This window comes from Nonomuraea sp. LP-02 (assembly GCF_036289125.1).
GTDB lineage: Bacteria > Actinomycetota > Actinomycetes > Streptosporangiales > Streptosporangiaceae > Nonomuraea > Nonomuraea bangladeshensis.
In genome coordinates this window covers 6,705,105-6,724,603 of record NZ_JAXCLK010000001.1, presented here as the reverse complement: position 1 = coordinate 6,724,603, position 19,499 = coordinate 6,705,105, and the positions used below count along the sequence as shown (strand labels likewise).

General features: G+C 67.1%; 17 protein-coding genes. 5 read left to right on the top strand and 12 right to left on the bottom strand.

The window, feature by feature from the left end; translation table 11 throughout:
* The first annotated feature begins 249 nt into the window (after positions 1–249).
* Entirely contained in the window at positions 250–1,776 is a 1,527-nt protein-coding gene (locus SMD20_RS31670; RefSeq protein WP_329588372.1) for an FtsX-like permease family protein, read from the top strand.
* Positions 1,777–1,825: 49 nt separating this feature from the next.
* Here the strand turns inward: SMD20_RS31670 and SMD20_RS31665 are convergent, their stop codons facing one another.
* The 3 genes from SMD20_RS31665 to SMD20_RS31655 all read right to left on the bottom strand — a co-directional run bounded on the left by SMD20_RS31665 (position 1,826) and on the right by SMD20_RS31655 (position 5,011).
* Complete coding sequence (locus SMD20_RS31665; protein WP_329588370.1) at positions 1,826–2,164, bottom strand: hypothetical protein; 339 nt, start codon at positions 2,162–2,164, stop codon at positions 1,826–1,828.
* A gap of 37 nt (positions 2,165–2,201) precedes the next feature.
* A complete protein-coding gene (locus SMD20_RS31660; protein ID WP_329588368.1) occupies positions 2,202–3,152 on the bottom strand; it encodes a hypothetical protein in 951 nt (316 codons plus the stop codon).
* Positions 3,153–4,054: 902 nt separating this feature from the next.
* On the bottom strand, positions 4,055–5,011 hold the full coding sequence (locus SMD20_RS31655) for an AfsR/SARP family transcriptional regulator (protein WP_329588366.1): 957 nt from the start codon (positions 5,009–5,011) through the stop codon (positions 4,055–4,057).
* 321 nt (positions 5,012–5,332) lie between these two features.
* Between SMD20_RS31655 and SMD20_RS31650 the strand changes: the two genes are divergently transcribed.
* Both SMD20_RS31650 and SMD20_RS31645 read left to right on the top strand, forming a co-directional pair.
* Positions 5,333–6,331: a helix-turn-helix transcriptional regulator gene (locus SMD20_RS31650; protein ID WP_329588364.1), complete on the top strand. Its 999-nt coding sequence runs from the start codon at positions 5,333–5,335 to the stop codon at positions 6,329–6,331.
* Positions 6,332–6,347: 16 nt separating this feature from the next.
* Entirely contained in the window at positions 6,348–8,180 is a 1,833-nt protein-coding gene (locus SMD20_RS31645; RefSeq protein WP_329588363.1) for a S9 family peptidase, read from the top strand.
* A 65-nt stretch (positions 8,181–8,245) separates the two neighbouring features.
* Here the strand turns inward: SMD20_RS31645 and SMD20_RS31640 are convergent, their stop codons facing one another.
* From SMD20_RS31640 to SMD20_RS31600, 9 genes are all read right to left on the bottom strand, one after another.
* The gene (locus tag SMD20_RS31640; protein WP_329588360.1) at positions 8,246–8,515 is read right to left on the bottom strand and encodes a hypothetical protein; all 270 of its coding nucleotides are present in this window, start codon (positions 8,513–8,515) and stop codon (positions 8,246–8,248) included.
* A gap of 77 nt (positions 8,516–8,592) precedes the next feature.
* The gene (locus tag SMD20_RS31635; protein WP_329588358.1) at positions 8,593–9,078 is read right to left on the bottom strand and encodes an ATP-binding protein; all 486 of its coding nucleotides are present in this window, start codon (positions 9,076–9,078) and stop codon (positions 8,593–8,595) included.
* 89 nt (positions 9,079–9,167) lie between these two features.
* A complete protein-coding gene (locus tag SMD20_RS31630) occupies positions 9,168–10,331 on the bottom strand; it encodes a hypothetical protein (RefSeq protein WP_329588356.1) in 1,164 nt (387 codons plus the stop codon).
* A gap of 2 nt (positions 10,332–10,333) precedes the next feature.
* The gene (locus tag SMD20_RS31625) at positions 10,334–11,296 is read right to left on the bottom strand and encodes a thiopeptide-type bacteriocin biosynthesis protein (RefSeq protein ID WP_329588354.1); all 963 of its coding nucleotides are present in this window, start codon (positions 11,294–11,296) and stop codon (positions 10,334–10,336) included.
* On the bottom strand, positions 11,278–12,435 hold the full coding sequence (locus SMD20_RS31620; protein ID WP_329588352.1) for a lanthionine synthetase C family protein: 1,158 nt from the start codon (positions 12,433–12,435) through the stop codon (positions 11,278–11,280). Before SMD20_RS31620 ends, SMD20_RS31625 begins: the two co-directional genes overlap by 19 nt.
* Positions 12,432–15,497 carry a lantibiotic dehydratase gene (locus SMD20_RS31615; RefSeq protein ID WP_329588350.1) on the bottom strand — a complete coding sequence of 1,022 codons (3,066 nt, stop codon included), beginning with the start codon at positions 15,495–15,497 and terminating at the stop codon, positions 12,432–12,434. Before SMD20_RS31615 ends, SMD20_RS31620 begins: the two co-directional genes overlap by 4 nt.
* Positions 15,498–15,578: 81 nt before the next feature.
* Positions 15,579–15,776 carry an FxLD family lanthipeptide gene (locus tag SMD20_RS31610; protein ID WP_329588348.1) on the bottom strand — a complete coding sequence of 66 codons (198 nt, stop codon included), beginning with the start codon at positions 15,774–15,776 and terminating at the stop codon, positions 15,579–15,581.
* A 62-nt stretch (positions 15,777–15,838) separates the two neighbouring features.
* Positions 15,839–17,071: a methyltransferase, FxLD system gene (gene fxlM, locus SMD20_RS31605; protein ID WP_329588346.1), complete on the bottom strand. Its 1,233-nt coding sequence runs from the start codon at positions 17,069–17,071 to the stop codon at positions 15,839–15,841.
* Positions 17,072–17,201: 130 nt separating this feature from the next.
* Complete coding sequence (locus SMD20_RS31600) at positions 17,202–17,531, bottom strand: hypothetical protein (protein WP_329588344.1); 330 nt, start codon at positions 17,529–17,531, stop codon at positions 17,202–17,204.
* Between the two features lie 296 nt (positions 17,532–17,827).
* Between SMD20_RS31600 and SMD20_RS31595 the strand changes: the two genes are divergently transcribed.
* Both SMD20_RS31595 and SMD20_RS31590 read left to right on the top strand, forming a co-directional pair.
* Positions 17,828–19,012: a helix-turn-helix transcriptional regulator gene (locus SMD20_RS31595; protein ID WP_329588342.1), complete on the top strand. Its 1,185-nt coding sequence runs from the start codon at positions 17,828–17,830 to the stop codon at positions 19,010–19,012.
* Between the two features lie 17 nt (positions 19,013–19,029).
* Positions 19,030–19,491: a GNAT family N-acetyltransferase gene (locus SMD20_RS31590; protein ID WP_329588340.1), complete on the top strand. Its 462-nt coding sequence runs from the start codon at positions 19,030–19,032 to the stop codon at positions 19,489–19,491.
* The last annotated feature ends 8 nt before the right edge of the window (positions 19,492–19,499 follow it).

Sequence of the window (19,499 nt, the reverse complement as noted above, 5' to 3'; positions counted from 1 at the left end):
ACATCGTGGCATCCCAAGCACTTGCACCGACATGGCCTTTTCGAGGTACGACTCACTCCTGGCCCGTAGTGCTGAGGCGCGCACGATGCCATGAACGGAATCGCTCATGAGGGATTTCGGTTAGCGGGAACTGCCATTGTCTGCCATGCCCGGGCGGGCCACGTGCGCGGGGACCCAGGCCGGTCGCAAGACCCGCACCTGCGTGACGGGCACATGTACGCCACCGTGGCGGCTCACTACTATTCCGCCATGTCTTTCGATCTTGTTTTCTACGCGCTCGGGTTCCTGATCGTCGCCGTGCTCGTGGGCCTTCCCCTCATGACCGCGGTGGGCGCCATTCCTGCCGCATTGCTCTCCGCCCCGCCCAACCGCCACGAATTCGTGAGCCGAAGAGTCGTCGTCCTGGGACTCTTCACGTCATTCGCGGGCGTCTGGTTGATGGGGCTCGGCGCGTGGTCGGCGCGGGAGGATTCACGGTACGGCGCCTTCGAATTTTTCGGGTTTCTGCTGATCATCCTCGTCGGCGCGGGTCTGCTGGCCGCCGGGCTCGGCCCCTTGCCTTCGTGGCTGCTGGAGGTCCTCGGTCCGTTCGCAGAACGACTGCCGCCGCCTCTTCGCCTGGCGGTCCGTGATCTGGCCCGCCGCCGGGCCTCTGCGGTGCTCGCGATCACGCTGGCGATGATAGCGACGGCCTTCGGCCTCGCGCTGACGGTCATCGCGGTCGGTGAAACGGCGCAGAGCAGGGCCGAGTACCTTCCCCGCGGAAGGCCGGGCAGCTTATTGGTCCAGTCAAGCTCTATGTTCACAAGGTCTTTCTCCGCCGCGGACGCGGCCGCCGTACGAGCGACGATGGAGCGGGAACTGCCCGGCGTGCCGATCGCCCAGAGCGAGACCGTCGCGGACTCATTGTGGTACTTCCGCGCTGAGGCGGACGACGTCGAGATACCGGAGGAGGCCGTCTACTGGGATCAGGCCATCGGTGATGAGAAACTGCTGCGCTACCTCACGGGCGATCAGTCGACGCCGTACGACGAGGGCACGGCCGTGGTGATCACATCGGCCAGCGTGAAAGTCGACTCGGTGACCCTCGCCTATGAAATCGACAAGGACGATGAAACCACGGCGAGCAAGACCGTCCGAGCGATCGCCGCCAGGACCTCCGACCCTCACATGGAAACGATCTTCGTCCCCTCGAAAATCGTCCGAGATCTCGGCTATCAGCTCCAGCCCAGCGAGCTGATCATCGACCCCACCCTTCACCGGGTCACAGCCCAGGAGCAACAGCGCCTCGACGATCGACTGGACGACGCGATTGCGGAGACCCACGTCGAACGGGGCTTCGAGGCTTCCATCGGGTGGCTGCCCGTCGCTGTGGCAGCGTTCCTTGCCGCTCTCGTGTGCGCGCTGACGTCCGGCTTCGGCCAGGACGCGAACTCACGCCAGGCACGTGTCATGACACGGGCCGGTGGATCGGCCTCGGCCTTCCGGTGGTTCTGCGCCTGCCGCGCCGGCATAAGCGCTCTGTGCGGAACAGTCCTCGGCGCCGTTATCGGGTGCCCCGCCGGGATGCTCCTGCTGTGGCCCCTGACGATGCGTACCACATGGGAGGAACCAGCACGGGTGCCATTCGAGACGCCCTGGCCGGCGATCACAGCCATCGTGATCGGTATTCCCCTCCTCGCCGCAGCTCTCGGCGCGCTCTTCGCCCGCGAGCATCCGCATGTCTCCGCGCCCCGACGTCTCGACCCCGACCGCAGTAGCTCGGCTCAACCATGAGGCGGGTGGGGCGGCCATGGCCACCCCACCCGCCCTCGTGCACCGTGTATCAGATGTCGCCGCCTCGTAGGCGACAGGTGCGCTCGTCGGCCGGGTCCAGGAGGATCGCGGGCAGCTTCTCCATTCCCAGGTCGAGGGCGCGGTGTATGCGGTGCCAGCCGTCGATCACCAGGCGGTTGCCGGGAGGCAGCGCGCACGGGAGCGGGACGACCAGGATGGGTTTGGTCAGGTCGACCGTCGCGGCGTGCTTGGGGTCGATGCGGATGAGGTCCTTGACGCCGGTCAACGTCCGGATAGCAGCCGGGCGTACTGGGTGGCGTCGGGCCAGGCAGGTGGCCAGGTCTACATCCCATGCCCACCCCAGGAGGGTGAACATCTCATCGGACATGGTTTCTCCTCTCGTGCCAGGGACGTTGGGGCCCTGGCTAGGCGTTTTGAGGCTTGGCCGCGCGGAAGCGGTTGGGGCGCTCGCTGACGAGCTCGGCCTCGCCGTTACGGGCGAGGGTGTCCAGAGCGTTGGCGACCGCCCCGGAGGAACGGCCGAGCACCTTCGCGATCTCGTTAGCGGTGAACGTCAGGTCGGGGTACTTCGTCAGGTGAGCGACGACGTCCGGGCGCAGGGGCCGGGGTGCGTTACGGTCCCCATCCCGCGAGGAACCCCACCCGGTGGTGGCCTTGGGCTGGGTAGTGCGGGTGGCCTTTCGTACGTCTGCCGTACCGCCGTAGATGGCCTCCAGGCCGGTGCTGAACGCCGTGTCGTCATCAGACAGCAGGGCTGCGTACGTGGTGGTCACGGCATTGAGCAGGTCGGTCAGGGCGCGGCGCATGTCTTCGATCGTGCGGGCCTTAGCCAAAGTCTCGGCGGCCTGCTGGCGGCGGGCTTCCTCCTCGGCCTGGGCACGGGCCAGCTCGACCTCGGCCGCCGCGCGACGGTCGGCCTCCTGTTCGAGGATGCGCATGGCGTCTGTGAGAGACATTGTGGGTGCCGGGGCGTCCTCAGTGGTGGCGTCGGAGGCTTCCGGAGCCGTCGGAGGCTCGTTGCTCTCGTCTGCTGTTACGGCGGCGTCAGCGGTCGTGTCTGGAGGGACGTCGCCATCCTGATCACGCGCATCGTCGGCGAGGATCGGAGACCACGTGTCCGGCAGGGCGCGGCCTTCCTCGGAACGCCCGCCGGGGGTGCGGATGGCGCGGCCTGCCTCGGCGAACGCCGTTAGTGCCTTGGTCGCGGTCGGCCGCGAGACACCGGCCGCCTCGGCGATCATCGTGACGGATGCGGCCGGGGCGGCGGTCAGCGCCTCCCACACCTTGGCCGCCGTGCCTTCGGGTCGAAATTCGGCCGTGGTGTCGGCCTTCTCGGCCACCGTGTTCGTCGTCATTTCTTTTCTCCTTGACCTGGGATGCGACCCCGGAATTACCCTGGGGCCAATTCGTTCGTACATGACGACTATTTCTCGACCCCGAATGCGAAGCAAGCCGATCCGGCCGTGCGCAGGTAAAAATAAATGACTCGCGACCGTCTGGCCAGGCAACGAATCACCGCCGATTCTCATACCTCAATCGGTTAGGGCCTTGCAGCTCAACGGGCAACGCAAAGAGCCGAACAGGAATAGTTGGACTTACGAGTTGTTGAGCGGAGCCATAGGGTATTCATTGATGGGTCAGAACAATCAAGGTTCGCTTCATGGCGAGTATTCGACTCGTAAGGCGAGTCGGGGGAGCCACCGGTAGCCCGTGCGGCCCCATCCACCTGCGCACGCTCGCCGGTGCGGGGTACCTGTCAAGGCGGCGGCCCGAACGGTAGGGCGATCGGCACACCGACCGGCGGCCCGAGCGACAGAGCGCAAAGTTCGCGCAACGAGGGCTTCCCGCCTCCGAAAGCCGGGCTCCTCACGGTGGGCTTGCCCATAGTCTGAGGGGGTGGGACCAACCGGATAGCAGCCGGTTGGTCCCACTTCTCGTGAAGACCGGCGTGGCCTGGTGCACGCCAGGTCAGGTGGCCACGCCGCAGGGCGGCCTCGCAGTCGCGTACTGCGGCATGCACGCCACTGCGAGGCGTTCTTCGCCCCCGGATGCCTGTGCGCCTCACTGGCACCGGCAGTGAGGCGCACCAGAGCCACCGAAATTACTTACCTCGGCGACCCTTCCGGTTCAACCTGTAATAAACGCATGGGCGCACCCCCTTTCAATTGTGCGTGCGCGTACGCACGGGTTATATGAGGACCCACCTCAGCGCCTGTCGTCAAGTCATCGACAAGAGCCATTCCGACGGCTCAGCTGCTCACACGAAGCCAGTAACACCGCGATAGAGCTGCTCTGTTTGCGGAGATGGTTTTCTACCTCGGGCACGCAGCCGTTCGCGAAGTTCGTCATAGCAGTAGTGAATGGCTTGGAGCCTGCCGAGGCGGGCATAAACCTCCATTCGCCTGCGGTACAGATGTTCGGCGACGCCGTCGAGTTCAGTGGCGCGTTCGAGGTAAGCAATCTCGGCTTCGGGCTGCTCCTCCAGATCGGCGAGCTGGGCGAGGGCTTGGACGACGGCACGGTTCAGAGCGTCCGCCGCGTTCCGCGCCCAGCCATGCGGTACGCCGGGGAGGTAAGGGCCGGGGTAAAAGTCCGCAGCGGCGATCAGCGCCGCGGCCTTCTCCGGGCCCTTGGCCCGAGCCGCGGCGGTGAGGAGGTCGCGTATCTGCCAGACGTCGCAGGTGTAGAGGTCAGGGTTGATCCGGTATCCGGTGCTGCCCATGAACTGGATGACGATCCGCCCGTAGTTGCCGGGCATCCCGAGCGCCTCGCACATCTTGGCCCGCGTCGCCTTGAGCAGGCCGGCGAACCGGTCATGCGGGGCCTCGGCCTCTGGCCAGAGCTTGTCGCTGGCCGCGCTCTTAGTCAGCAGAGAGGAGCGGTGCTCAGCGAGCAGGCCGAGGAAGGCCCAGGTGTCGGTTCCCCAACCGCCCGCCGTACGGTTTCGCCCCTCGATGACGCACTGGCCCACAAGGCGGATCAGGCCACGCCGGTCAGCTGCCGGGTTGTGCAGGACGGCCGTTGACCTGGTGGACGTGGTGGCCGGTTCCGACGCGGGAGCTTCAGCGAGAGAAAGCACCGTCGGGGCACCATGTGGGCCTACGAGCGCGGGAACCGCCCCCTTCTCGGGACGGACGTCGGTGGGTTGGTGTGCCGTACGGCTGCGCGAACCGAACGGGCCGAACATCACCAGGAGCCCGGCCAGGCTCCGCATTGCCCACGATCGTCTGGCCAGTGCCCTCGCCGTCGTTCTAACGAACTGCCGCCGCATGCTGCCTCCCTTGCCGCTCTTGAGCGTTCGCACTGATCAGATCGCGCACGGCATCGGATTAGAGAGCCTGAAACTCTTCACGGCGTCTACTGACCAGGGGCAGGGCGTCCAGGATCACGGAAACGCCTCGCACAGCGGGGGTACGGGCCCCGAAACCCGGTGGTGAAAACCCACCATCGCGCGGAACCACTCACCCTCGACACGGCCCGCAAAGGACCATCACCGTGAGCATCGAAGCCACTACCCTCTGTCCGGGGGGTGTAAGTGGACGGGCAGAATCAGATCAACGCACAGCGCCTGCTGGCGGGCGTTGTGCCGGACGAGATCTTCGCGTCGTACTCGAAGCTGCTCGCGGAGGACGGCTGCCCGGAGAGCGACGCCGCTTCCCTGCTGGGAAGCGCCGAGCAGGTGGCAGAGCTGACCGCCCGCGGAATGGCGCATCTGCGGCCGGACGGTCCGCTGTTGCCGCCGCGTCTCGTTCCCGCGCCGCCCGAGCTCGCGCTGCAGGGCGTTCTGTCGGAGCTCTCGCGCCGTCTCGTCAACGATCAGGAGCGGCTGCTGGCCGGGCACAAGCGGCTGAGCGACTTCCATCAGACCGCGGCGTCGTCTTCGAGCTCTGGGATGGAAAGGCTCGTACAGATCGTCACCGATCGGGACGAGATCAGCCGCCTGTCGTACGCGCTCATCAATGCCGCTCGGCACGACTGGCTCACTCTGGACAACTACGTCCTGGAGGCGCCCGTCGAGGACACCACGGGGTACGCGCCGCTGCCGGTGTTCGAGGGCCAGGTGCAGTGCCGCGCCATCTACGAGATCCGCTGCGCCGAGCATCCGATCGGTGCGAAGACGATCGAGGCCGCGGTGGCCGCCGGTGAGCAGGCGCGGCTGCTGCCCCGCATCGGGATGAAGATGAAGCTCGCGGACGAGGCGGTCGCACTCCTTCCGCTCACGCCCACGGGAATGGGCGGGGCGTTGCTCGTACGCTCGCCGGTCATCGTCGGCGCCCTGCGGGAGTATTTCGAGCTGCTGTGGGAGAAGGCGATCCCGTTCGGCAGTACGAAGGCCGCCGGGCCGCTCACGCCGGCACAGGCGCAGGTGCTGCAACTGCTCACCCAGGGACTGTCCGACGAGGCGATCGCCCGGCGGATGGACATCAGCGTCAACACCATGCGCAGACACTGGACCGCCATCCGCGATGAGCTGGGTGTGGAGACCCGCTTCGCCGCAGGAGCCGCAGCGGTACGCCGCGGCTGGATCGACTGACTCGAGAGGCTGTCACATGCTCGGATACCTGGACTTCGTACCTCAGCAGCGATTCCAGCGCACCCTTGCGCTGTCCCCTGATGGCCGATTGGTCGCCTACTCCAGCCATGCCTCCGGCCACTACGACCTTTGGGTCGTCTCCGCAGCCGGCGGCGAACCGCGCCGGGTGACGGGTTTCGACAACCGGACGGTACGGCAGTTCGCCTGGACACCCTCCGGCAGCCAGCTCGTCTTCACCGCTGATGAGAACGGGGACGAGCAGTTCCGCATCTACATGGTCGCTCTGCAGGGCGGTGAACCGAGCGAGGTCAGCTCAGGGCCGGACTGCCAACGTATCTTGGCCGAGTCGCCCTTCGACCCCACCGGTCGTTTCCTGGCCTACACCGCCAACGACCGCGATCCCGCAGCCCAGGACCTCATCGTCCATGACCTGACGACCGGCGAGCTCCGCCGCTTCACGCCGCCCGAAGGGGTCGCGTTCGAGGCCGTCAGCCTCTCCCCCGACGCCCGCTGGCTGCTGTCGACCGGCTTCCGTTCCAACACCGACATCGCTGTCTACCTCACCGATCTGGACGACCCGGACGCCAAGCCCGTCTGCGTGACGTCCGCCCTCGGCGAGGGTGTCTTCGAACCCGGTGCTTGGGCTCCGGACTCCAGCGGCTTCCACCTGCTCACCGACCATTGGAGCGAGTTCACCGCCGCCGCCTTCTACGATCTCGATGCCAAGTCCCTGCACGCGATCGCCGACCCGAACTGGGATGTCGAAACTCTCGACGTCGCGGCAGGCGTACGCATCTGGTCCGTAAACGAGGGTGGCTGCTCTCGCCTGCACGCCGAACGCAACGGCTCCCCGCTTCCGCTTCCTGAGATCCCACCTGGCGTCATCTCGGCGCTGTCCCTGGCGCCGGACGCCTCCTTCGCGGTCCTCCTGATCGACTCGGCAGCGCGGCCGGCCGAACTCGCGGTCCTGGACCTGGCCCACAACGACTTCCGCTACCTCACCGACACGCGCCCCGCGGCCCTGCGCGTCATCAGCCCGATCGTCCCCGAACTGATCACCTACCCGGCCCGCGGCAGGCGCGACGTCCACGCCCTGCTCTACCGGCCGGACGGCCCAGGACCGCACCCCGTCCTGCTGTCCGTCCATGGTGGCCCGGAAGCCCAGGAACGCCCCATCTACGCCCGCTCGGGCCTCTACCAGCACCTTCTCCACCAGGGGATCGCCATCCTGGCGCCCAACGCCGCCGGCTCAACCGGGTACGGCACCGCCCACCAGAAGCTCATCTACCGCGACTGGGGCGGCATCGACCTCGACGACCTGGACCACGGCATCCGGTACCTGCAAACTCTCGACTGGGCCGACACCAGCCGCCTCGCCGTCATGGGGGCGTCCTACGGCGGATTCGCCGCCCTGTCCTGCCTGGCCCGCCTGCCCTACTCGTGGGCCGCGGGCGTCTCCATCTGCGGACCCAGCAACCTCGTCACCCTCGCCAAGGCGTCACCCCCCACCTGGAAGACCTTCGTCGCAACCGTCCTCGGAGACCCTGACACCTGCGCCGAACAGCTCCTTGAGCGCAGCCCCGTCACACACGCCGACGGCATCACCGCTCCCCTGTTCGTCATCCAGGGCGCCCACGACCCGCGCGTCCCCCAGGCCGAGTCCGACCAGATCGTCACCCGCCTGCGCGAACGCGGCGTCGAAGTCCGCTACGACATCTATCCCGACGAGGGCCACGGCTTCACCAACCGCGCCAACGAGCTCAAGGCGTACGAGGCCATCAGCGCTTTCCTCTATGCCCACCTCATCGCCATCGATGCCGACAGTCCCGAAGCGCTCAGCGTGGGGTGACAACCTAGTGAGACAGGTGCCCGTCCGAGAACCGGACGGGCACCATCAATCACGCGATCCCGTTTTCAGACGCCACCGTCCGCACCGTCGTTGAGTCTCAACCTGCTGGCTGCGGGCAGGAGCAGGGACAGCGGGCCGAGGTGGTACTCAACCCGCATCTCGCGGACGTTCTCTTCGATGCCTTCAAGTACGCAGTCGAGGCTGAGGTTGAAGTCGCCGATCTCGTCGCTGCTCGCGTAGACGAAGGCCACGTCGCACATCAGCGCGAACAGCTGCGCGCGTACGTCGCCGTCGTACCACGGGTAGAGCCTGTTCAGGACGGTCCCGAAGTCCATGGTGCCCAAAGTTCGCCCTTCATCGTGTTGGATCTCTCGGTACGACGAGGTCGGCCTGATAGCAGCAGGCCGACCTCTCATCCCGCTCCGGCTCCCGTTCGCTCGACGTTCTTGGCTTCCAGGTTGAGGTGGACCCAGACCGTGTGCCCGGTCGCCGGGGTCCCGATTTGGGAGAGCTTCACGACGAGATCCCTGACGATCGCGAGCCCGAACCCGCCTACCGTCAGCTTCCCGTCAGTCGGTCGACGGTCGAACAGCGGTACGCCTGCTCCCCCGAGGTCGCACACCCCGAGGTAGGCCGGGCCGTTCTCCGGGAGGTGGACTTCTACCCCGAAACAGCCTCCCGCGAGGCCGGACCTGGTGTGCAGCAGGGCGTTCGTCGAGAGCTCGGAAACGATGAGTGCCGCATCGTCCTCGCGGCCCGTTCCATCGAACAGCGCCTCAACCACGCGCCGCACACGAGCCACCTGATCGTGTTCACCTGGGAACACAGCTCGCCAATCCATGCGGTCGGACGAGCGCATCCATTCCCATCGTTTCGGTGTGTACGGTATTTCGATCATTCGCGGCGTTCCTCCTGTCGTCGGTGGCCGTCGCACCCGGGCGGACACGACCGGCCCCATGAGCGCTCGACTTCGCGTGAAGGGTCAAGTCATCCAGTACGTGCGGGACCGCTCAGGAAACCGTGCGGTGCTTCTGGACGAGCGACACGACGGCTGGCCGTGGCGGACAGAGAGCTGGCCAGCACTTCTTTGGCGAGTTTGACCGAGGCGGTGATCGAGTCGAGCAGCGGCGCGGGGAGGGATCCGCTGCCGAGGCCAGCCGAGGCCACCAGCTCGGACAGCCCTCGGCGGTGGTTGCCGGCCAGGTCCATGACAGTGTGGTGGCCCAGTACGTCGCGCGCGGCGTACCCGTCCCGCGAGGCGAGAGCCTCCGTCGCGGCCTTAGCCAGCACGCGGTCCCCCGTAGCCGCATCGAGGGCGCCGGCCAGGGTGGCCACGGTCAGCCCGAACCGGGCCCGGAAGACGGCGTAGCCCGGCCTTGGCTCGCTGCCGAGGAACTGCTGCACCATCGCCCGGATGTCCCGGTTGACCGACGCGCCCGAGCACATCACGGTCAGGCAGGCTCCGACCTGCCGCTCCCAGGATTCGGTCAGCTCACACTCCTCCAGGACGTTTCGGGCGGCATGGGGTGCACCGTGCAGGCAGTGCGCGATGATTTCGGCCTGCCGTCCTTCCATCAGGTGGACCCCGATGCCGTTGTGGACCTTGGCATGCGTGACTGCCTCGTCCCAGCGACCGGCCATGGCCAGTGCGCGGATGCCGTCAGCGAGAATCTGCAGCCACACCCATTCGCGAAGCTTGTGGTGCTCTTGTCGCGTCCCAGCGAGGCCGGCAGTGGGCAGGGTCTGCCCCTCCACCACAAGGTCGGTGTGTGCGGTCACCGCCTGATGGACCGCGTCGAGAAGCCGCAGTGCCTGGTCGCCGTTCTCGGCGCGGATCCGTAGCCTCGCCAGGTTGAGGACGGGTTCGAGCATGTACCTCGCGTGCAGCACGGTCAGCGGCGCACCGGTCTGTCGGTAAGTGTTGATGTGCTGCCAGCACAGATCACGGGCGAGCTCGCCCAGGCCGCAATCGCTGGCGACCAAGGCCGCCTTGTTCAGGGCATGGGCCGCCTGGTGCAGGCCGTTCTCGCCTTGTTGCCCGGCGATGTCAGCGACCTCACTTACCCGCTCATGGAGCGAGGGGCAGGCCGGGCGGGGACGGCCGACGAGGGGGAACCGGCGGACGGCGGCGTGCAGTGTCGTGATGTCCATGCTCAGCTCCGAGGCAAGAATGCGGTCTTCGCCGCGCGGGCGAGGACTCCCTGGGTCGTGGCAGGCAGCCCGAACCGGTTCCAATGGAAGATCAGTACGTGGGTGAGCACGGCGCGCAGTCCGCGATCGAGGCGCCCCCGCGCCGCTGCGTCACCGAGCCGGCGACCGGCCACTCCATACGCGGCGAGCCAGGGTTCGGCGAACGCCATGGTGTCGGCGAGCAATTCACGGTCGGCCTGTTGAGGCGCCTGCAGAAGAATGCGTACTTTCGGGGCCAGCGCCTCCATGGCCGCGAAGTGGCCGGCGGGCGGCGCCGGACGGATCTCGGCGACCCGGCTGAAGACGTCACCGCGCTCGAACGAGTCCAGTCCTGCCTCTCTGAACAGAACATTGATCAGCAGGAGCGACAGTTCACGGCGGCCCAAGCCGGGCGCTTCTTGGCGGGCGTAGTTCAGCACGCCTCGGCTATCGGCGCAGAACAGTTCGTGCACGATGTCGACCCCGACCGGCCCGCCGAAGGCGAAGGCCTCGGGCTCGTAGACGGTGGGCCACCAACGAGCGACCGCGCGCGCCTCGGCAAGGTCGCGGAACGTCCTATCCACAGCGGCGTGATCCGCTGTGCGTAGCCTCAACCGCCAGCCAGGCGGCTTGTACAGGAACCACCAGCCCTGCACGACACCCTGCGATTGAAGAAGGTCCAGTCGGGGCCCAAGCTGTGTCGCAGCGACCATCTCGCTCGTGCTTCCGTGCCCGAACTCGATCGCGAGCTGGTACCACTCGCCATCTGCCTGCTGCTCCAGGGCGGCGAGCCCGGCCGCCTGGTACATCCTGACGGCGTCGGCCAGCTCCACGGCCGACATGCCCATCCCCACCGCCGTGTCCTCCAGGTCCGAGCCCGAGAGCACAGCGAGGACGGCAGCGGCGATCTTCGCCGGTGAGGCAGCGGTCAGGTGATCAGCAGACATGAGTCCCATCCCGAACGTGGAGGCGTGTGCGTCGCTGCCATGGCCAGTCGGACTCCGGCCTCTCCAGTCAGCAAACCGGCGCCGGCGCCGCAGCTCGATGCGGCCTGCTCGATGAGGAGGGAGGCCAGTTCGGGAAGGCGCGCTGCGATTTCTCCGCTGAGCGCGTCCTGGGATGCCCGGTAGGCAGTCTGATACACCCCCGCCAGGCCGTGGCAGAGGCCCACGTCACTCAGCTGGCGAAGTTGTCCTGCGTTCAGGCACGCTGCCAGGTCCTTCTCCACCGCCCGGTGTCGTGCTCGATCGCCAAGGGCGATGGCCGCGAGCTGGAGGGCGCGCGTGATCCCCGGTGCGCCGTAACACCATGAAGGACGGCCTGGGCCAGGCTGGGTGACCTGCCCGCACCGTAGGTCCTCCCGGGTTAGCCACTGAGGCCACCAGGGACCGTCCGCCGAAATCTGCCGCCACCGGCTGAACCACGACAGCAAGAAGCCGATAGCCTCACGCTGCCCGCGTACGACGCAGCCGTGGCGAGCGGCCAGGGAGAGCACGGCGAGGAGCCCTGCGGCACCATGAGCCATCCCCAGGTTGGCGTGCCCATCGGGAGTGGGCAGGATCGGATCAGGGTCGTGTGGCACCCACCATCCGGGCAGCTCCATCCCGTCCTCGACGCGGCTATGTGTCAACCGGACCAAGTGCTGCAAGACGCGGGCCAGGACGTCGCTCTCCGGCATCCGGCGCAGCAGCAGCGCCGCGATCCCGATGAGCCCGGAGAAGAGGTCGTACTCCTGGAACGTCGCCGGCTCGCCCCGGTCCATGCGCGCTGTGGCAGCCGCCAAGCGAAGGCAAGCGATCCTGAGCACGAACCCGTCCAGCCTGGCCGCTGTCGAGCGGTAACGACGTTTCCCGTCCCCACTCGCGGCGTGCAGAACGAAAGCGAGGGCTGGTGCGCCGTAGTACAGACCGGCGTGTTCGGCGGCGACGATCCTTCCGGATGTGGCCTGCCGGAGGTGGGCGTGGACGTTCTGCCAATCCTCGGTCCCGGACAGGGCTCGCTCGATGTGCAGCAGCGCTACTCCGGCGGCTCCTCTCGACAGCGATTGGGCGATCATCTCATCAGCGTTCAACGTCTCCGAGCTCACAGGGCACCTGCCAGAGCCAGACGGCGTAGCGCGACCGCACGCGCCAGGCGCCCCGTCACCTGCTCGAATGCCGGATCGACGCCGAGAGCTCGTACGTGATGCTCGTGCAGCAGGGCGCGCAGCACCGTGACCGGGTCGCGTTGTTCGGCCAGGATGTGGTGGTACGTACGGAGAGCTTCCTCGCGTGCATGCCACGCGGCGACGACGCGGTCGCCTCCCTGCAGGGCTCGGACGGAGCCGCAGTCGCCACAGTGGAGTGCGTGATCACGCAAGGTACGGTCCAGAGGACCTGTCGCGCGTTCCAGGCACTGGACCAACGACCGGTACCCGGAGGGGGCGTCGGGAGCGAATACCGCCGCCAAGTGGGCCATCGACGCGGCGGCAAGCGCCTGGCCAGGCAGGCCGGAAGCATCCGCTGCCGTGATCTGCGCGATCGCGGCCATGGTGTCCGCGGCGAAGACCTGTTCGGCGGCCTGCAGCGCCTCGCCTTCCCCGTACCGGCCGGGCTGCTCGTAGTAGGTGGCCAGGGTGAGCTGCCCGAGCAGGCCACGTGCTTCGAGCCGTTCGGCGAACTCGGCCAGCCGCCTAGCGACCTTTCCATGCTGGCGGCGATCGGCCAGGCGTACGAAGACCGCGAGGTGCTGGTCGGCGTCAAGGCGGATCATGTCGCGGTGACGGCTCACCCACCACCGGGCGACAAGGCCGCCGAGCGCCTCCTCGACGAAGCCGGGCAGGTGTCGCGCCAGGATGTCGTCGAACCGTGCGGGATTGCCGATCAGGTGGGCGCGGACCACTTCGGGGGTGCCCGGCCGGTAGACCGCTCCAGGGGGCGTGGTTACGGGGAGTACGGGGAGTACGGGCGAGGGCGGCGTGATCGCGGTCATGGGAATCAGCAGTTCGGCCGGACGCCCGATCCAGCCCTGCGCCTCAAGCGGAGCGTCCTCATGCAGCTCGATCCGTTCTGCCCGCTCCAGCCGCGCGCGGAGCACGACGCGGTCCATCTGACGATCGAGATCGAGCGGAAGGCGCAGCTCACCGTGGCACAGCACCACGCGCGCCGGTACGCGCCACCGTGCACGCCACGCGTGAAGTTCCCCCTCCCAGCGAGCGCCTGATCCTGTGGCTGGCAGGTCGGCGGTGGAGAGGATCCAGCGGGCGGCGCACAGGACGGTGCGCCGGTAACGGATGCGCGGGATGTACGGCAGGGTACGGGCGGCGCCCAGGGCGAACGGCGAGAAGACCGCGCTGCGGGCTTCGGCGACCTCGGCGAGGAACCGCGCCAGCGGCGGGCTCTGTACGACGGTGTCCAGCGCGTGCGGGATCTGGGTCATCACGCCTCGGCCAGTGGATCGCTGCACCAGGTACAGCTGTGCGGCGTCGGCGGTGACCCCCAGGTCGTCGAGGTCGATCGTTCCGCGTTCGGCATGCTCGCCCAGGTGGACGGTGTCGTGGAGGAGTGGTGGAACGCGTACGACGTTCTCGTTGTGCGGCCGGCGGGGCGGGAAAGACAGTTGAACTGTCACCACGTCGTTCCCGGCGTGCTGGTAACCGGCGGCGAGGCGGGCTCGGTCGTCGTCATCGAGCAGGTAGGCGAAGCGCCCGGCCATGCTGGTGTGAGCGCGCGGCGCGGCCGTGATCCACAGCTCGAACTCGCCACGGTCAATCATTTCGGTGGACCCCGCGTGCAAAGCCACGCCCAGCTCGACGCGTCGCGGCGGTACGACAGTGACGTGGTCCCCCACGGTCAACGCCTCAAGGTGCGCGTCCGTGAGCGTGATCTCCTTGCATCGGGAAAGAGTGCTTTCCTGAATGAGTCGGAGAAGCACGGCGTCTCGCTCGGTGAGCGTGCGCCAGGCGGGCCTTGCACGAGGTGCGCCCAGGTAGCCGGCGGGATAGCCGAGGCCGGAGTCGTCCACCAGCTCTCGTACGGGCACGAGGGCACCGCGGCCGTACCGGGCGAGAAACCGGGCGTGGTAGTCCATCCACGTTGTCCGTCCGAAGGGCTCGGTGCACAGGCGCAGCAGGACAGTGGCGGCGAGCTCCGCCTCTTTCAGCACGATGTCGGGGACGGCAATAGTCGCATCGAGCCGCACATCAGTGGCCAGTCCGGCGCCTGGGGCGAGGGCGCTCATCCGCGTACAGGCCGCGGTGCGAACGGTGGCGGCCTCGACCGGATCTGTGATGCCGGTGTGGCGGGTCAGCAGCTCGTGTATGTTCTCGAGCGCGTGTAGCAGCTCCGAGATGTCCGGCAGATCGTGGCAGCCCGCGACGCGCAGCGCTTCGATCAGGTGCCGCAGGGGATCAACCGCGGTCATCGGTGGGCGCAGGCTGGTGATCAGCATGCGCTGGTAGACCAAGGTGTGCAGCAGGGAGAGGATCCTTTCCGCCGGGGTGGCGGCGAAGTGCGCGGTCAGTTCACGGGCGAGTTCGTCGAACCGGATGGGTTGGGCGGCGGCTGCGAGGGCGAGCCGTACAGGCCGGGTCAAACGCACGGACACCTCACGAAGGGGCCCGGGGGTGCGCGCACCGATCTCTGCGCGTGCCGCCACGATAAAGCGACCGTCGCGGACGATGCCGGCGCTGTCGGCGGCCACTTTCAGGCGAGGTCGCAGGCCAGGATGTCGTTCGGTCTGATCAATAAGGCTTGTGAGCCATTCGGCGTCGACCCGGGAATGGACACGATGTCGCGTTCCGAATTTGGCCTTCGCAGGTCCAACAGCGGCCGTGGCCACTCCGGCGAACAGCCCGAAGGGGGTGGCACGTCGCTGCCAGCGCAGCAGATACGAAACGGTAGAGAGGACGGCTCGTCGAAGATCGGCGGCAGCGGCGTCCTCGCAGACGAGCAAATGATCGATGCGACTCACCAGGACCGGACTGGCCATCTTCAGGGCCTCGCGTACGTCGCCGTGTCCCCAGACCCTCGCCAGCCAGGTCCTGCCCTCGTACTCGATTGCTGTCTCGTCGGACAGGTCGAGGTTCGTCGGCAGTTCGAGGTCGCCTGGATCAGTGCTCGCGCGCACCATCACCAGGCCCGTGTGTTCGTACCGCGGGAGGACGGTCACCGTGATTCCTTCTGTGCTGGCTACGGGCTGCGCCGCCGGCGCCCTCTGAGAAGTCCGGGCGCCGGCGGCGATGGGGTGGGATCAGGAGGGGTCGTTCGAGCTGGTGCTGCACGCGCTGGTGCTACAGGTGCTGCCGCAGCCGTCGCTGGTGTCGCACATCATGACGACGAGCGACGTCGTCGCCTCCACGACGCGCATGTCCAGCTCGAACTCGTCTTCACCCACCACTTCCGTGGGGTCCAGGGCCTCGGTGGGGTCGAGAGCCAGCAAGGGTGACATGGGATGGGTGCTCCTTCTATTTGCGGTTGGGTGGGGTGGACAGCCTGGCCCTGAGCGGTGGCTCAGTCTCTGGGCCAGGAGATCGTGACGAGACCGTGGGTCTTGCGAAGGACCGCCACGTTCTCGGCGACATGGGCGGGGGCGCTGCCGGTCGGCCAGTAGGCGAACGTCGGGTCCGACCGATTCCGGGCGTGCGCGTCCCACGCCCGGATCTGGTCGACCAGGGCGGCTGCGGGCTCCTCGCCGTGCGGGCCGTAGGCGCGGGCTCCGAACTCGACTCCCTCACCCTGCGGCAGGGGCCGCACCGACAGGTAGGCGAAGGAGTCGCCGCGCACCGCGGCGTACGGGAACCAGGTCTTGCGCTCCCGGGCGAGCTCGGTCCCCTCGTCGGCGGCCATTCTGCAGAAGCCAGGCAGGAAGCTCGCGAGCCAAAGGTGCAGATCGGCGAAGGACACTCCGTGCCCAATCGTGACGCCGGACCACGCCTCGCTACGTCTGCCGGCGAGGACACCATTCAACAAGCTCGGGTCGTCAGGCGCTCCATCGTCGAACCGAAGCGTGACGACGCGCCCCTGCGCATCTGGCAGCCGAAACTCCCGGTCGGCATGCTCCCCGGCACCCTGCATCGGAACGAACCCGCATACCACCGCAGAGGTGCTGGCCAGATGGTCACCCTCGCGGCCGAAGGCGATGGAGCGGCTGACGCCGTTCATCCGTAGCGGCAGTACGAGCGTCCCGTCCGCCGCCAGCTGGCGCAGCCAGGCCGGAGAGACGTCCCACGCGCCGACGGTCACGATGATGGCCTGGAACGGCCCATGCCCTGGAATCTCGTTCTCTGCGTCAGCCGTGATCACTTCGACGCGATCGGCGTACCCCTCGGCTGTCAGGAGCGCGGCCGCGCGATCGGTCACCTCCGGATCGATGTCCACGCTGACCACCTGGCCGTCGGCTCCGACGACTTCGGCCAGCAAGGCCGCGTTGTAGCCGCCGGAGCCGATCTCCAGCACGCTCATGCCCGACCTCAGCTCGGCCTGCTCGATCATCGCCACCTGGATGTAGGCCGCGCTCACCGAGGAGATGGCGATGCCGTGTGCGTCCCTTTTGGTCACCACGGCGTTGTCGGCGGCGTAAGTCATCTCCAGCGGCGTACTGGCCGGAACGAACGCGTGCCGCGACACCGTACGGAACGCCGCCTCCACCTGCGCGGACCTGATGTGCCCTGCCGCGACGAGTTCGTCCGCGAGTCTGTTTCTGAGCTCAGCGGCCCTGGCCTGTTCGCTGCTGTCGTCTGTCATGAATGACTCCTTCTCGAGCTTCGTGAGTGGTCAGGGGAGGCGGCTGCCGCAGCCTCGCGCAGGCGTGGCTCACGCTGGACGGGCCGATCTTCGGTGTCTACGAGCCACACCGAACAACGCGGACCGGCGCTCATATCGGGTGTCCCAAGGGCTCGTCGTGCTTTCGCACCTGCCCCCGGCCCTGGTGTTCGGCGTGATGCTGCTTCAGCAAGGCGACGTACGCGGTAACGGCCACGATGTAGCGGCCGCGAGCGATTTCCTCGTACTCGCCCGGCACCTCAGCAGGTCGCAACACGAAGTACTGCCCGCCGAGGGACGCCAGTTCGAAGGCACCGCAACATGCCGTGTGCCTGACCCGGACGACGTCACCACCAGGCGGCACATGCGGCACCCAGGCAAAATCTGCCGCCACTGACACCGCAGAACGTGACCGACCACTGACATCAGTCATGACGCCCATGCCTCGCTTCGCGCCGCGCGGATGGGAACACTTATGCCGCGAAAAGCACAAAGCGTCGACCGACGACCATCCATACTGTCCAGCGGGAAGAATTCGCCTAAGCCTCCCGCACGCGACATCCGATGCCCGTCGTCGGCCGGCACGAATCGCCAGTTACCGCATTCCGCGAGTGCAAACACGTGTCCATTCGATCGGCCATTTCCTCACACGGGAAGCCGAGAGACTATGAAACGAATGGATGTCCCCTCGTTTCCCCCCTTGCGAGGTCCCTGGTCATGGCCCCTAGGATCCAGCCGATGCCGAACCGATTGCGCGAAGAGCGCGAAGCCCACGGGTGGAGCCAGAGTGACCTGGCCCGTGAATTGATCAGGGCGGCGGCCAAGGATGAGCACAAGCCGACACGACTGCCGTCGATCGAAAGCCTCAAGAAGAATATATACGGATGGGAAGCGGGAAAACATGACGCAAGCCCGTTTTATCGCAGACTGTGCGCTCTCGTGCTCAATATGTCCGAGTGCGAGCTCTTCGGGGGCTCCGGGTACGAGACCCTACGCCACCGCCTCGACGACGTACTGGCAGCGGGCACGATGAGCAACGCGACGCTGGACGACTGGGAGCGCGCAGTCCAGCTCTACGGGCAAGCAGCTCACACCAGGCCGGCCAATCTCCTCGTTCACGACCTGGCGGCGGACCTCACCGACCTGCACCAGGCCCTCGCGGAACACAGGTCGGCCTCTACGAAGCGCCGGCTCACCCGGGCAGCGGCGCACATGGCCGGACTCATGTGCCTCACGCATATCAAGCTCGACGACCGCCCCGCGTTCCGACGCTGGGCTCGTACGGCGCGCCTGGCGGCGCAGGAGGCCGAGGACCCATGGACCTACTCATGGGTCCTCGCTCAGGAGGCATACGGCCACTTCTACGCCACCGATTACCTGGAGGCCATCGACGTGGCCAGAGGCGCCCAGTCACTCGTGAACACGTCCGTGGGCGCGGTCCTCGCAGCCGCCCTGGAGGCCCGAGCGCACGCCGCACTCGGCCCCACACGCGCCGCCGAGGCTGGAGCGGCACTTGCGCGAGCGGAAGACCTCCTCACCTCGCTACGCTCCGACGAAATCAACGATTCCGCCTTCGGCTACAACGAGGCCCAGCTCTACTTCCACCGAGGCAACGCCTACACCTACCTCGGCAACACCAGAGCGGCCTGGCAGGCGCAGCAGCGCGCTCTCGAGCTGTACTCCGAGACGGACTACCTTGATCGGGCCCTCATCGGACTGGATAGAACCCTGTGCCTGGCGCGTGACGGTGACAGCGCTGGTGCTCTGGAGTACGCGGCAGCTACGCTCGTCCCGCTCACGAAGGACCAACGCCAGGGCATCATCAGCTTGCGCGGCCGGGAAGTCCTCGAGGTCATCCCGCAAAGGCAGAAGGCACTACCAGCCGTGCGGCAGCTTCGTGAGCTCTTGTCGCCGAGCGACTGAGGAGGAGTCAAGCTAACGTGACGATCAAGGTAGCGCCAGCGACCCCGGACCACATCAACGCCCTCGTGAAACTGTTGGAAGAGATGGACCGCTACTACGGGGCGACTGAGCTGGACTCGGTGGAGGTTCGTACCCGACAGGTCCGGCAGGCCCTCTTCACCGACCCTCGCGCTGGTTTCGCGTTACTCGCTTGGCGAGACGACGAGCTTGTAGGTGTCGCGTCCTACTCGTTCCTGTGGCCAGCCGTGGGGCTGACACGGTCGCTTTATCTGAAAGAGCTCTATGTAACAGAGTCAGCACAGCGCCAAGGGGTTGGGACGGCGCTCATGAACGCTCTCCTCACTTTGGCGGCGGAGCACGAGTGCAGCCGAGTCGAGTGGACCACCGATCGAGATAACGCTAAGGCGCAGCAGTTCTACGAAGGGCTTGGCCAGAGCGAACTACCGACCAAATTGTTCTATCGTGTCGTCACGCCATAAACCATCGC

What these genes read in the sequence shown, in the direction of transcription:
- SMD20_RS31670 (WP_329588372.1), top strand. Translation starts at nt 250, where the DNA reads ATGTCTTTCGATCTTGTTTTCTACGCGCTCGGGTTCCTGATCGTCGCC.
- SMD20_RS31665 (WP_329588370.1), bottom strand. Translation starts at nt 2,164, where the DNA reads ATGTCCGATGAGATGTTCACCCTCCTGGGGTGGGCATGGGATGTAGAC.
- SMD20_RS31660 (WP_329588368.1), bottom strand. Translation starts at nt 3,152, where the DNA reads ATGACGACGAACACGGTGGCCGAGAAGGCCGACACCACGGCCGAATTT.
- SMD20_RS31655 (WP_329588366.1), bottom strand. Translation starts at nt 5,011, where the DNA reads ATGCGGAGCCTGGCCGGGCTCCTGGTGATGTTCGGCCCGTTCGGTTCG.
- SMD20_RS31645 (WP_329588363.1), top strand. Translation starts at nt 6,348, where the DNA reads ATGCTCGGATACCTGGACTTCGTACCTCAGCAGCGATTCCAGCGCACC.
- SMD20_RS31640 (WP_329588360.1), bottom strand. Translation starts at nt 8,515, where the DNA reads ATGGACTTCGGGACCGTCCTGAACAGGCTCTACCCGTGGTACGACGGC.
- SMD20_RS31635 (WP_329588358.1), bottom strand. Translation starts at nt 9,078, where the DNA reads ATGATCGAAATACCGTACACACCGAAACGATGGGAATGGATGCGCTCG.
- SMD20_RS31630 (WP_329588356.1), bottom strand. Translation starts at nt 10,331, where the DNA reads ATGGACATCACGACACTGCACGCCGCCGTCCGCCGGTTCCCCCTCGTC.
- SMD20_RS31625 (WP_329588354.1), bottom strand. Translation starts at nt 11,296, where the DNA reads ATGTCTGCTGATCACCTGACCGCTGCCTCACCGGCGAAGATCGCCGCT.
- SMD20_RS31610 (WP_329588348.1), bottom strand. Translation starts at nt 15,776, where the DNA reads ATGTCACCCTTGCTGGCTCTCGACCCCACCGAGGCCCTGGACCCCACG.
- fxlM (WP_329588346.1), bottom strand. Translation starts at nt 17,071, where the DNA reads ATGACAGACGACAGCAGCGAACAGGCCAGGGCCGCTGAGCTCAGAAAC.
- SMD20_RS31600 (WP_329588344.1), bottom strand. Translation starts at nt 17,531, where the DNA reads ATGGGCGTCATGACTGATGTCAGTGGTCGGTCACGTTCTGCGGTGTCA.
- SMD20_RS31595 (WP_329588342.1), top strand. Translation starts at nt 17,828, where the DNA reads ATGCCGAACCGATTGCGCGAAGAGCGCGAAGCCCACGGGTGGAGCCAG.